13 protein-coding genes are annotated in these 13,679 nt (G+C 38.5%); 10 read left to right on the top strand and 3 right to left on the bottom strand.

Annotated elements, in window-relative coordinates:
• The first annotated feature begins 121 nt into the window (after positions 1-121).
• Entirely contained in the window at positions 122-544 is a 423-nt protein-coding gene (locus N0B48_RS09255) for a hypothetical protein (protein ID WP_259838450.1), read from the top strand.
• 149 nt (positions 545-693) lie between these two features.
• Here the strand turns inward: N0B48_RS09255 and N0B48_RS09250 are convergent, their stop codons facing one another.
• A complete protein-coding gene (locus N0B48_RS09250; protein WP_259838449.1) occupies positions 694-1,821 on the bottom strand; it encodes an acyltransferase family protein in 1,128 nt (375 codons plus the stop codon).
• A 186-nt stretch (positions 1,822-2,007) separates the two neighbouring features.
• Here N0B48_RS09250 and N0B48_RS09245 point away from each other — a divergent pair, with 186 nt between their 5' ends.
• A complete protein-coding gene (locus N0B48_RS09245) occupies positions 2,008-3,066 on the top strand; it encodes a sensor histidine kinase (protein WP_259838448.1) in 1,059 nt (352 codons plus the stop codon).
• Positions 3,063-3,761: a LytR/AlgR family response regulator transcription factor gene (locus N0B48_RS09240; protein ID WP_259838447.1), complete on the top strand. Its 699-nt coding sequence runs from the start codon at positions 3,063-3,065 to the stop codon at positions 3,759-3,761. The genes N0B48_RS09245 and N0B48_RS09240 overlap by 4 nt, the downstream gene beginning before the upstream one ends.
• A 134-nt stretch (positions 3,762-3,895) precedes the next feature.
• Here the strand turns inward: N0B48_RS09240 and N0B48_RS09235 are convergent, their stop codons facing one another.
• Positions 3,896-4,396 carry a GNAT family N-acetyltransferase gene (locus N0B48_RS09235; RefSeq protein ID WP_259838446.1) on the bottom strand — a complete coding sequence of 167 codons (501 nt, stop codon included), beginning with the start codon at positions 4,394-4,396 and terminating at the stop codon, positions 3,896-3,898.
• 197 nt (positions 4,397-4,593) lie between these two features.
• Here N0B48_RS09235 and N0B48_RS09230 point away from each other — a divergent pair, with 197 nt between their 5' ends.
• A complete protein-coding gene (locus N0B48_RS09230) occupies positions 4,594-5,076 on the top strand; it encodes a nuclear transport factor 2 family protein (RefSeq protein ID WP_259838444.1) in 483 nt (160 codons plus the stop codon).
• A 9-nt stretch (positions 5,077-5,085) separates the two neighbouring features.
• Here N0B48_RS09230 and N0B48_RS09225 read toward each other — a convergent pair whose 3' ends face one another.
• On the bottom strand, positions 5,086-5,649 hold the full coding sequence (locus N0B48_RS09225; RefSeq protein ID WP_259838442.1) for a hypothetical protein: 564 nt from the start codon (positions 5,647-5,649) through the stop codon (positions 5,086-5,088).
• A gap of 469 nt (positions 5,650-6,118) precedes the next feature.
• Here N0B48_RS09225 and N0B48_RS09220 point away from each other — a divergent pair, with 469 nt between their 5' ends.
• The 6 genes from N0B48_RS09220 (at position 6,119) to N0B48_RS09195 (ending at position 13,606) form a co-directional block, all read left to right on the top strand.
• The gene (locus N0B48_RS09220; protein WP_259838440.1) at positions 6,119-6,688 is read left to right on the top strand and encodes a hypothetical protein; all 570 of its coding nucleotides are present in this window, start codon (positions 6,119-6,121) and stop codon (positions 6,686-6,688) included.
• 82 nt (positions 6,689-6,770) lie between these two features.
• Positions 6,771-7,472 carry an ABC transporter ATP-binding protein gene (locus tag N0B48_RS09215; RefSeq protein ID WP_259838438.1) on the top strand — a complete coding sequence of 234 codons (702 nt, stop codon included), beginning with the start codon at positions 6,771-6,773 and terminating at the stop codon, positions 7,470-7,472.
• An 8-nt stretch (positions 7,473-7,480) separates the two neighbouring features.
• Positions 7,481-8,518, top strand: coding sequence for a ParB N-terminal domain-containing protein (locus N0B48_RS09210; protein ID WP_259838436.1), 1,038 nt, complete (start codon positions 7,481-7,483; stop codon positions 8,516-8,518).
• Positions 8,519-8,639: 121 nt separating this feature from the next.
• Positions 8,640-9,086, top strand: coding sequence for a hypothetical protein (locus N0B48_RS09205; protein ID WP_259838435.1), 447 nt, complete (start codon positions 8,640-8,642; stop codon positions 9,084-9,086).
• 123 nt (positions 9,087-9,209) lie between these two features.
• Entirely contained in the window at positions 9,210-11,141 is a 1,932-nt protein-coding gene (locus N0B48_RS09200) for a type VI secretion system Vgr family protein (RefSeq protein ID WP_259838434.1), read from the top strand.
• 11 nt (positions 11,142-11,152) lie between these two features.
• Entirely contained in the window at positions 11,153-13,606 is a 2,454-nt protein-coding gene (locus N0B48_RS09195; protein WP_259838433.1) for an HET-C-related protein, read from the top strand.
• Positions 13,607-13,679: the final 73 nt, after the last annotated feature.

Below are 13,679 nucleotides of genomic sequence, written 5' to 3'. Positions count from 1 at the left end.
CTTATTTTCCCATTACATTAAGGATGAATAAATTACAAACTTTACTATTGTTTATTCCGACGCTGCAGATATAATTAACAGGAATAATTTAAATCGATTAGAGATGAGTTTAAAAATATGTTTGGCAAAAAAGGTCCTTCTCTTTTATGCAGTTCTGGCTCCGTTCATCATGACCGGATCATTCTACAACCTGATTGACGGTGTTATTTTACATAAAAATCCAACCTATCGCGTTGGTTTTTTCAGCTTATTTGGATTTGTCATCATGCCACTTCTCCTGATCGTGACCTACATCAAAAACAAATGTGAGATTTCAAGAGATGGTGTAAAGATTGGTAAAATTGACTATCCTTTTTCTGACTATGATTTTGGTATTAGAGAAAAGGAACTCGCCTTTAAGGACAGACCGCTTACTTCCCTGCTCAAAAAAGAGTATCATGAACTGGTTATACAAGCAAAAAACACCCATGAGATCGTTGTTGAAAAAGACCTTGATATTTTTCAAAAGGATATTGGGAACATTAGAAATGCTTTGCCAAGATAATATGGGATGCGGGTTTCGGGTTTGAGCGTTGGAGGGTTTGAGTGTCGGAGAGTTTTAGAGTTTTAGAGTTAGGTAGCATTACTGGTTGCTGAGTTAATTACTAGATTCACCGTCTGATGTCTGAAATCTGATGTCTGGCATCTTGATTCTCAATTCTTATTTATCCTCTTCAGAAATATATATTTAGCCTTTGAAGACGGCTTTTCAATGACAAATCTATACAACAATCCTCCTGCAATGCATCCTGCCAGACCAATGAAAAGACTGATATTGTCAGATGTTTCCAGCCCTGATTTTTCAAGTGCACACTGAATCATATGAATAATGCCTTTATGGGAAAGGTAAATGGCATAAGACAGCCCCGCCAGTTGTGCTGTGATAGATGATTTCGTTTTGAACATAAAAGAAGATTTAGAAATGGCTGACATTAAAATAATTCCATAACTGAGCGCCACCAATGTAAATCCGAAGACAGAAGCTTCCTGAGAAACCTGATCATTACAAATCCAGAATGTAAAACCGAGCAGAATAATTCCAAGAATAAAAAATCTGTTCCCATTATGATGAACCAAATTTTTAAAACGGACGGAATACTGCATCAGAAAACCGATAATGACTCCGACTGCAAGACCGTCCAGACGCGTGTGAGTGGGATAATATATTTTTATGTACCATTCCTTCCAAAAACCTTCGGTATCCAACACAGGAACGATTGAATTTTCCCATATGAACCATCTGGCCGTTAAGGAAAAGAGAATGAGAGCACCTGCAAAAATCGCTGTATACCGGAAAACTTTTGTCTTTATCGCTGTCAGAAGCAGCAAAGGAAGAAAAAGGTAAAACTGTTCTTCGATACATAAGGACCATGCATGCGAAAAGGTTCCCCGATTAATGACATCCAGCCCATAATTCTGGGTAAACGTGATAAATTTCCACCATGAACTTAGCGACTCCCGTTCCCTGAAAAAAGGAAATGCAAAATACAGGAAAAGTGTAAAAACATAAGGCGGAATGATCCTGAAAAACCGTTTGGTGAAGAAAGTCTTTAAACTGATCCCTCCACTTTTTTCAATTTCTTTAAACAACTGTCCTGAGATTAAAAATCCACTCAGCACAAAGAATAAGTCCACTCCGGTCCATCCGAATCTGCCGATCGTATCAATCCAGACTGGATGTTTAAAAGCGCGGTAGTGATACATTAAAACCAATACAATGGCTAAAGCTCGTAAATGATCCAATCCGTAAAGTCTTTCAGAAGAATGAAGGTCTGCAGGCATTATTTTTTTCTGCAAATATTGTCAACCACACCAGCAATTTTGATCAATAATGACAGAAAACATTGATCCGGATGTCAATAGTAGTATCCGCAGTCTGAACTGCAATGGGGCCTTTCCGTCATCAATTCCATTCATTTTATCAAATAATCAGCACTTGTAGCGTTGGATTTTATATTTTTGAACGTTATGAAATTCGGACCGGAACATCATCTAAAGCAAAATGTTTATTTCCAGCTGTTCTTTTGGACGGCTTTGTTCTTATTCGGAACCGTGAGAAATTACGGAGAATATGACGGCGGTATGTCTGCAACTACTCTGATTTATAATTTCTGTCATTGGATATTTCAGATCGCCGGGGCCAATTTCATCTATTACATTCTGATCCGAAACTTCTTTGACCGGAAAAAATATGTCACCTTTTTCCTGTATCTCGTTCTCAGTTTATATGTCATTTCGGTGATGAACAGGATCTTTATTGTCTATTGTGCAGAACCATTTTTCATTGATGAGCCTCAGGACAGTTTCTACAGCATTTTTACAGATATCAGGTATCTTCTGACGCATTATACTTTTTCGCTGATTAGTGCAGGCTTTATTTTTATTTCGGTGATGTTTGTGATCCGTTACAGAGATGAAAAGGAGAACACCACACGGCTGCTGAAGGAAAAAGCAGAACTGGAATTAAAATCTCTGAAATCCCAGCTGAATCCGCATTTTTTGTTCAACACCCTGAACAATATTTATGCTCTGTCGCTCAGCAATTCGGAGAAGACTTCGGAGTCGATTAGCCGGCTTTCGGATATCCTGGATTATATCCTGTACAAAGGACCTAAAAATGAAATTCCGGTATCAGAAGAGCTCGCTGTGATTGATCATTATATCGCACTGGAAAGCCTCAGATATAGCAAAGAAAGACTGAAGATCAGTAAAGAAATCCACTTCAATTCCGGAGCCACCATTCCCCCGCTTTTGTATCTGACATTGGTTGAAAATGCTTTTAAACATGGGGCAGGAAAAAGTAAGGATCAGACAGAGATTAAAATTGATGTTTCCTCAGATGAATCGTATTTAATTTTTAAGATTGAAAACACCTGTAGTGACGATGAAACCAATGATCCAAAAGGAATCGGACTCAAAAATATTGAAAAACAGCTCAGACTTCATTATAATGACCATTTTGTATTCAATGTTTCGAGAGAAAACCATATTTTTAAAGTAGAAATAAAAACGCCGGCAGCTTTATGATCAACTGTATTATTGTAGACGACGAACCTTTGGCAGCTACATTGCTGGAGAAACACATTTCCAGAATCGGCCATTTAAAACTGGTGGGAACAGCTGAAAATGCAATGGATGCTTATCAACTTCTGCAGACAAAATCTGTAGGCCTGATGTTTCTGGATATCCAGATGCCCCATTTAACCGGAATTGATTTTTTGAGATCGCTGTCGCAGAAACCGCCTACCATTTTTACAACGGCTTACCGGGATTTTGCCATTGAAGGTTTCGAACTCGAAGCCGTGGACTATCTTTTGAAACCTATTATGTTTGAACGTTTCTTTAAATCGGTGGAACGGGTTTTAAGGCACAAAACCGACGCACACGAAGATTTCATTATGCTTAAAACCGAAGGCATGACCCGAAAAGTTCTCATCCGGGAGATTGTCTATTTTGAAAGTCAGGGCAATGATATTAAAACAGTTCTGATGAACAATGAAAGTATCATTTCAAAGGCTACAATGACAGATCTGGAGTCTATTTTATCGGGAAAAGGATTGGTAAGGATTCACCGTTCGTTTATGATTAATACTCAATTCGTTACTGCTTTTAACACTAATGAAATAGTCCTCGGCACTTACCATATTCCCGTTGGCAGAAGCTATAAAAGTGAATATGATGCTTTTGTAACCGCGGTTTCTAAGGGTTCCGTTAATCAGTAAATTTCATGAATTTAATTAACCATGTCAATATTTTGAACCTTGACATGGTTAGCAGGACTGTCAGGACCTAAGTAGGTTCAGGCTTCCTTAATGTCATTAAAATAAATAGCTTTAATCTCGCACTCAGTTTAAGTTTAATTGCGCTGAATGATGTAGTAAGCCATCTCACTGTCCGGTCTTTTCAGATTATCTGTTCGGCTGAAACCCGCTTTTTCCAATACTTTTTGCGATCCTATATTGTCCAGATCGGTCACGGCTACGATATCGCCTCCTTCTGTATTTAATAAAGAATAATTGACCAAAGCACGGCTAACTTCCGTTGCAATACCTTTTCCCCAGTATTTCTTTCCTAATGTATAGCCAATTTCAATCTGTCCGGGTACATCTGCAAAATTTCGGACCAGGCACATTCCGATAAAATCATTGTGTTCAAAACCGAAGATTCCAAAACGGCCAAACAGTCCTTTGCTATAATCTTCCAAGGCTATTTCAAACATTTCCGCGTACTGCTCAGATGAACGGTAAGGAAGATATCGGGTAACCTCATCATCTTCAAAAAGGTTACAAAACAGGCTCTGTTCTTCAGGTAAAAATCTACGGATCGTAAAATTCTGATCCTGGTGTAAAATAGTCATATTCAAAAATTATAATCAAGATAAAAGTACAAATTATAACCCATCAATACCAATGAAGCCGCAAAGCTTTTCGGTGAAGATTCTGCAATCTTATCTTTTTTTCCAGCCATTGATTCTTAATTGGTTACCTTTGATCAGATTGAGGTATCCATACGGCCGACTTTCCAAAATTCGATCACACCATAAAATCTTATCCTATGAAGAAAATACTGATGGTTAAACTCTTTTCAATATTCCTTTGCTGTTCAGTCTGGACAGTATTCTTCTCTCAATCAAAAGCCTACACTCCCGTTTCAAAGGAACTCTATGATACCATTATGAAAAAAGACAGCCTTGTTTTTGGTGCCGCAAATTCCGGAAATATCGATCAACTGAAGACATTTTTCACGGAAGATCTTGAATTTTTTCATGACGTGGGAGGGCTGGCCAATTATCAGGAAACCGTTGATAATTTCAGCAGAGTGGCTAAAAATTACAGCTATACCCGAAGGGTTTTGGTTCCGGGATCCGTTGAAGTCTATCCTATTAAAGATTACGGAGCTGTACAAACCGGCGTCCATCAGTTTTGCCGTCTGGAAAATGGTTCCCTGATCAACTGTGGAACATTCAAATTTGTCCATGTCTGGAAAAAAACATCTGATGGCTGGAAAATTTCAAGAGTGGTCAGCTATGGACATTAGATCATTCCATTAGTATTCAACATATTGTCCGAACCATTGTTCAAAATGTTCTTTGTACTTGTCCTGAGCAGCTTTGATCAATTCATCAGGTTCTTCAATCTGGGTGAAGTTGTAATCCCCTGCCATCCACTTCAGGTATTCATCAAGATCTTCGCTTTCCTCATAATCATCTTCATCCCTGTAAAAATAAGCAGTATCAAAATCTACGGAAATTTCAGTATCATAAGTGAGCAAATGAAGCAGCTGCAGGATATTTTCGGCAACAATATGAACGCCGCCTTCATCTCCAAACACCACGACAGGCATTTGATTTAAAGTTTTATCTGTTCCGTCATTCCAAATTGCATAAAATGAGCCTGAACCGTTCGCCTGAGCAATAGGAAATAAACACGCTAAAAAGTTTTCATCCTCACTCCAGCTCTTCAATCCGGATTTATCATCGATCAAAATGCCAAAACCCTGGCTGTAATTTTCTCCGGAGGAGATATTGTCTTGAAAATAAATCAGTTTTTCCAGTTCGACCGGAATCTCTTTTAAACCCAGGTTTTCTTTAAATTCTGTGATATTGATCATGGTGAATGAGCATGTATAATGAGACAAAAATAAGAGTTATTTCATTCCATCTTATGTCCATTCAAAAAATATTTTTGCTTTCATCAAGTATTTAAAAGGTGATTTCCAAGTCGTGGAGAACCTGTTTAAACATCATCAAGTTGTTTATGATTAACTTTAATCTATAGAATATTATGTTTTGTATGATAAAAAAAACAATGACCAGTTGTTTTCCAGCCATTTATACCGAAAACAAATTCTACATCTTTTATCTGTTTAATGTTAAATTTATCCTGTAAAAAAGCCTTTAAATCATTAGAAATGAAATCAGTAAATGGTTCAAAACATCCTTATGGCATGCATAATATGGAAAAGAGATCACATACTAATATTAAAAAAAAGTGTTACTTTTGCTTAAGAAATAAATGTTTTTCGCATTTTTATTATTAGTTTTAATCCACCAATTTATAAAACATTAAAATCCCTCCACATGAGAAAAATAATTCTACTCATTACATGTATGTTCGGCGTTTCAGTTTTCTCACAGATCAAAGTGTTGAAAAACGAAAGTCTGGTGGAAATTGGCAAAGATAATTCCGTAGGTTTATATAAAAAAGAGGATAAATTTACCATCAACTATCAGGATCTCAATACCAGTAACCTGAACACGATCAGATCTTTTTCATTCCAGAATATGGATGGCGATGTCTCCGGTCTTTACAAACTGATTATGGATGGTTTCCTCACAACTCCGGACGAAAACATCATCCTGGAACTTCCCAATGACATTATTGAACTGCATTATGAAAAAAACTACGGCCAACCGACCGTTCAGTTTATTCAGTACATCAATAAAAACCGTAAATACGTTGGAAAATCCCAGTTTTTAAATAAAAAACAAATGGAGAAAGTATTCGGAAGAGTCAATGGAAAATCTGCGATGTACGAAAAACCGGCTACCATGAATCATATCAATGGTACAAAGGCTGGTTCCAGTCAGGCATCTACTGCTGCACCGTCTTCAAATGGTAACAGCAAAAACAAAAAATCAAAGAAATAATCATATTATTTTTCAATATTACTGAACTCATTCATCCGAATGAGTTTTTTATTTTTACTTTTGCAAAAAGACATTAAGAATTATGCCGCTTCAGATCATCAATTTAACCAAAAAGTTTGGAGAACAGACTGCCCTGGACAACATCAATATTTCTATTGATAAAAATGAAATCATCGGCCTTCTCGGTCCCAACGGAGCTGGGAAATCCACGCTGATGAAATCTATCGTCGGAGCGCTGAAAATTGATCAGGGCAAAATCATCTTTAACGGAATGAATATTTCCGAAAACGAGATCGAAAGCAAGAAAAAAATAGGTTTCCTTCCCGAAAACAATCCGCTGTATCTGGAAATGTACGTCAGAGAATATCTTCAGTTTGTCGCCAATATCCACAAAATATCGGCAGCCAGAGTAGATGAAGTAATAGAACTGGTGGGAATCACTCCTGAAAAATCGAAAAAAATCGGTCAGTTGTCAAAAGGATACAAACAGAGAGTCGGACTTGCACAGGCCATCATTCACCGGCCGGATCTATTGATTCTGGACGAACCTACCAACGGACTGGATCCGAACCAGATCATTGAGATCAGAAATGTTGTGAAAGAGATTGGTCAGCAGAAAACGGTTCTTCTGTCTACCCACATCATGCAGGAGGTGGAAGCACTGTGCTCCCGTGTTATTCTTATTCATAAAGGAAACATTCTTCAGGACTGCCCTATCGACGAATTTAAAGGCCGATTCAACAGTCTGGAAGAAGCTTTTGCAAGCTACACCGCCGTTTCTTAATTCATTCCATGGAAATACACATCACTCACGGACAGGGCATTATCAAAGCTCTGTACGATGGTTTTGCCAGCTGCTTAATCATCAGACGTCCTGTGGCCATCAATTGGCCGGACTCCCGTGGAAGTGTGGGTGAATACTATGCCGTGTCTGAACTTTCTGACAAGGAAAAGATCACGTTTTCTGATGGTCTTAATCAAGCGCTTACTGATGGAACAGAAGCTGAACTCATGACAAGCATTGAGGATTTTCTTAAGCTTTTTGAAAATGGCACTTATCAGGTCAATCTGGGTAAAATTCCGTACGATAATTCCAATTTTTACATGAGCAGATCTTTACCTGCTGATGAAAATACCAATGAGCAGAAATTTTCAGGCTGGTTCTACCCTTTTGATGATTTTAATTATCTGTATACGCTGGAAAGTAAAAGCATTAATCCTGAAAGAACGGAATACTACATCGATCTGATCAAAAAAGGAGGCCGCCCGAAACCTATTATATTTTACAGCCTCTTCCATTTGGATCCGATGTTGAGCTCTGCTTTTGTACTGGACGGCCATCATAAAATTGAAGCTTATACCCGTCTGAAAATGGACATCCCGGCTGTTTTTATTGTAAAAGATAATAGTGACTACAGTTCTGCTTCGGAAATTATGCATGGAGCTCATCATCTGCTTCATGATCTTGAGTTTGAGCATCTTTTTCAGAATAATGAGGATAATCTGCCTCATATCAATTTCCTTAACGATGAAGTACTGACGAATGCTTTGGATAAAATACTGAGAGAATCGGAAAGAATTGATATCCCCGTCATTGAAGTTCTGATCAGGCATCATGCATCCGGTCTGTCGGAGGATAAGATATGGCTTAACAAACGTCTTGAGTCTTTAGCAGAAAATATACACCTCAGCTTTTTTAATTTCAGAAAAGGTCTCAACGTCTATTTTCCTCAGTATATCGAAGACTATAAAGCCAATGCCTGGTTTCTGAAAACCCTCAGAAATACCGTTGAACTGAATACATGGATCAATGAAACCATCTTAAAATAACTAAAATTGAATTGCTGGTTGTGGAACCACGAAACCCGCCTCCCGAAACATTATGAGTTGCTAAAATTCACATGGCTTCATATTTGATTGGGTTTAAACTTAACCAATAACCCCATATACAATGATCAATAAGATTTTATTAGGAGCCTTCTGCATCACACAGTTTTCTTTAGCTAATGCAGCAGAAAAACCAACTATAACAAATCAACCTATCCATATCTCCAATGAGGTACAGCCTTTCCAGAAAGTACCCAAAACAGTGATCATCAAAACGAAAAAATTTAAGATCAGAATCGACAAACAGCCCAACGGAAAATACCTTTACCAGTCGTGGGCAGCCAATGCCAAAATCACTTCAAAACCAAGCATGATTATCAGTGACGGGGAATTGATTCCTGACGGTTCGGGAGGAAATTACTATTTCAGCTTTGTCAATGAAGGCTATAGCTATCAGGTTTGGAGAAATTATCTTACGGATTCAGCCTCCAAAGCACCATACACCCTGACTGTAAGTGACGAAAATGAACGTGAAGTCGTACGTCAGGATGCATTTGTAGTTAAACAGTAATTGGCTGGCCTTCAAATATTATATTTTACATGAAGTATCGTAGTTTTACTACAATTTTTCAAGTTTTACCCCTAATATTTTTTCAAAGGCTTTAATATTTCTATATTTATTGAAATAACACCAATGAAAAAAAGTACTTCAAACTCTGAAAAAATTTCGGAGAACGATATTTCAGGCATTAATCGTGTCGTGCGTTTGGATATTGTGATAGAAGGCCAGATCATCAAGCATTTTAAACACTTTCGGTTACAGCAGAGTGCAAAAAAACACCATGAATTTGAACTGACTCTGGCTCATGATTCTTTGGGAAAAGCTCAGAATCACAACCTTTTAGATAGTCAAAAATTCTTGGGTCAGCGTTTAACCGTAACCTTCAGGTATAAAGATTCTGAAAATGAAAGTCCGGAGCGAAGTTTTGTAGGTCTTATTACAACCGTAGCTTTTAGTCAGGACAAAATGAGTCTTGGAAATATTATTTTAAAAGGTAAAAGTCCTACTATCTTAATGGACTCTGCATCCCATACACAGAGTTTTGGGGGAAGTCAGTCTGTTAATACGGGAATTATTGCTGAACGCGTCATCAAAGAAACACTGGGATCCGGCAAATTTGATTTTAAGGTAAGCAGCCAGAATAAAAGCTATATTAACTACAGTGCCCAGTATAATGAAACCCATTATAATTATCTGGCACGAATAGCTGAATCCTATGGAGAACAGTTCTATTACGATGGATATGTTTTGCATTTTGGAAGTCTTCCTGCAGCGGAGAAACCTATACCTCTAGTTTACGGGAGCAATGTAACGAACGTACAGGTTGAAATGAATGCGGTACATACCAAGCCTCAGTTTTTTGGATATGACAGCAGCAGCCACGCTAAAATGGTAAGTACTTCGACAAGTGTCAAACATCTGGGCGAACTTGCTTCGAAAGCTTATCAGTTAAACGACGGTATCTTTACCAGTCAGTCTTTAACCCCCGCTCCTATCAATGCCAATATTTCCATCGATGTGGACCAGTCTCAGAAAAGTGCGGCCGGCAATGCTGCTGTGGAAGTATTTACCGTTTCCGGTGATACTACGGTTCCCTTTTTATATCCGGGATGTACTGCAGATATTCAAATGAGAAAGCCGGATACGAATGAGACGTCACACTTTACCAAATTAATGATCACAGAGACCATTCATGAGGTGGATGCAAGGGGCTATTATACAGGGTCATTTGAAGCCATTGCCGAAGGAACCGGTTTTATGCCCAGACATGAATTTAAAATACCGAATGCCGAACCTCAGATTGCGACCGTCATTTCCAATACAGACCCGCTGAATCAGGGGCGTATACAGGTGCAGTTTGACTGGCAGCAGAACAACACCACACACTTTATCAGGATGATGAGTCCCGATGCAGGAGGTACAGATCAGATCACTCAGAACAGAGGATTTGTGGCTGTTCCCGAAGTTGGTGACCAGGTGATGGTAGGTTTCGAATACCACCATCCCGATTTTCCTTTCGCTATGGGAGGAATGTTTCATGGTAAAGTAGGTTTAGGCGGCGGGATAGACAATCATGTGAAATCTATTCAGACCCGAAGTGGAAATAAAGTAATCTTCAATGATACTGAAGGCAGCATCTTTATTGAGGATCCAAGCGGCAATTCCTATCTTATGGATGGCAAGGGCAATATTACCGTGACTGCACCGAAAAATATGACCTTCATAGCCGGAGAAAATCTGATGATCAGTGTAGGTCAGAATATGAGTACGACCGTAGGTGCCGATCAAAGCAATATAGTCGGCATGAACAAATCAGAATCCGTGACCATGAATGACACACAAAGCGTCGGAGCTATGAAAATAACCTCTGTAATTGGTGATGCAAGCATGATGATCAGTGGAAAACTGACGGAGATTATAGATGGTGATGTGCACAGTGAAACGAAGAAGGAAAGAAATGAAGTAAGTGAGGGGAAAATTGTAACGCAAAGTGCCGGAACCAATGAACAGCATTCCGATAAAATAGTGAAGAATAACAGCTCAGAGAAAAGTAATAATTATTAAATCATTACGCTATGAGCAGAACAAGGATTGTAAAAGGGAATATCACCAAAGTTGTTGGAGGAAATTATAAAAGATATTCCAAGGATGAGATTGAAAACTCAGGCAGCAAAGTTATACAGATAGGAAAAGAAGGCGGCGTTATTTACGGAGATCCGGAAAAGTTTGTACCGCCTCCCATGGATGTTCAGGAAAGTGAATATAAACTTGAAAGTACCTATGCCCATGATCAGCTGATGAGTCTTGCCAAGGAACTTGGGGAGATCACTTTCATGCTTTTTATGACCCAGATCTTTGGCTACGAAATTGAAGCGGAAGCATTAAGCAAGCTTTACAGAGATTTAAGTGATAATAAGATCAAAGCTCCGGAAATTATTGTTTCCAAAGGTTTGGTAGGAAGAAGAGGCGGTCCTGCCGGCTACAGCAACAAAAGAAAAAAAATCATTGTTAATCAAAAGTTTGTTGAAGAAGCGGCGAAAGACAACGACAAGAGAGCAGAGCTGATGGCAGCCCTGGTTGAAGAATATGGCCATCATATCGACAACCTTCTCCGAACCGAATTAGCGTCCAATGGAACTCCTGATACAGACGTAATCGATGAAGGCGCCAAATTTGCCTATTACCTTTTCCGGTTTGATATTTTCAATGAATCTCAGCTGAATTTTGCCAAAGCAGAACTTCCAACTTTTAAAGGTGATCTTATCATTGATTTTTCTACCCTGCATTCCAAAGTAACAGAGTATGTGGGAGAAGACCGGCAGTATGATGAAGATCCTACAGACGATATTTCAAATTACGGAGCAGGAAGAAACCGTAAACATAATAAAAATGCAGCTTTCGCTCATGGTGATATTGAGTTTGAAGCTTTAGCCAATCCACAATCCAGAATCTATTCCGAGCAAGATGTTCGTAAAATTTATTATGGAAACTGGCTCAGGGATTTCTCACAGGTTATTGTAAAAATTACGGTGAGAGGAACCAATGCAGCCATCAAAGCACAAAAAAACAAAGTTATTAAAGAATTGACTCCCATGCAGCTATCCCATGAGGGCTGGGTGCAGTTAATTAAGATTCTGGCGATTAAAGAATTTACTTTTGACCCCTTGAAAGAAGGTGGAAAGAATCCGGCGGATGACTATGCAACACTGGAAGCAAAATTTAATACTGAGTATGGTGCACTTAACAAAGATATTCTTGGGCTCTACCGCCCGGAAGAACATATTGACAATCCTTATGGACTGCCGGATGAATCCGATGCCAAAGATGATAAAGGAAATATTATCTCCTATACCTACGAAGGAACAAACAGTGTAAAAAAGCTTTATTCGGGAGATAACCGTCAATCGTGGAAAATAGATCCTGAAAAAAATATGTCTTATTTCTTTTGGAAAGATTTTTCCGGAGATCGTCCTTCTTCGGTTACTTACATGAAACAACAGCTTGTTCTTGCCGTATCCAAAAGAGGATCTTCACAAGGATTGAGACATTTGGGAGCTGCTCTGCATGTTTTGGAAGACTACTTCTCCCATACCAATTTTGTAGAAGTATCATTGAGAAGACTTGGAGTGGATGCCTATCCGTGGGTTTCTTATTACAAAGGAAAACAACCGACACAGATTCCGGTGGTAAGTGGCAGATTCCTGACTGATGATACCATGGCGAGTGTAGGTCCGAAAATGGGTGATTTATTATTTGACCCTAAAATTAAAGAATACAAAAGACGGATTCCAGGGCAGAGATCTCTGGCTGAAAAATTTATCCTTAGCGTACTTGAAGATCTTTCAAAAGCACAAAAATCTGATAAGGCGGAAAAAAGTTCCAATTATTTAGGAATAGAATATGCAACGTGGTTATCATGGTTCAATCAATTTCTTACTTTTCAGGATTTTCTGGCACAGGAGTATCAGAAAACAGATAAGCAGGAATGGATGTCCAAAGATTTTTTTGAAAAACTAGGCTCAAAAACAGCTGAAACTCTTCAGAAAGGCATGGGATATACGGGTCAAATTATGGCCTTTTTTCCAAAACTTGTTTTTAATCTGGTACTGGGTTCTTTTGATGAAATTATTCCGGAAGCCCAATCTCATCTGAATACCAATTATGGAGACTGTCCGTCCCACTCCCAATTGGCAAAAGACAGCTATAGCCATCCTCTGAATAAGATCAGTGCCGAATTGGCAAAAATAGCAGTACAGGATGTGGGAACACAATATAAAAATGGCGTAAGTGGAACTGCTTTAGCAGATTATGTAGCCAGTAAATATTTTGTACATCCCTCTTCTCCAAACGCCAGATGGAGTGATATTACAATCAATAACTGGGTTAAAGGCCAGAAAAAAGATGATATTGACAAGCTAAAATATGCCACTATATACGAGCATGCTGAACATGAAGCCCAGGAAATAAGTGATAAAAGCGTTAAGAAAATAAAAGAAATTATGGAGTTTTTCGAGAAGAAAACTAAATAATAAGAGTAATAAATAGAAATGAAAAATAAAATAAAGATCGTCTTTTCACTATTGTTATTTACAATATTAAATT

This window comes from Chryseobacterium herbae (genome assembly GCF_025154075.1).
GTDB lineage: Bacteria > Bacteroidota > Bacteroidia > Flavobacteriales > Weeksellaceae > Chryseobacterium > Chryseobacterium herbae.
This window is presented reverse-complemented; position numbering and strand designations above follow the sequence as displayed.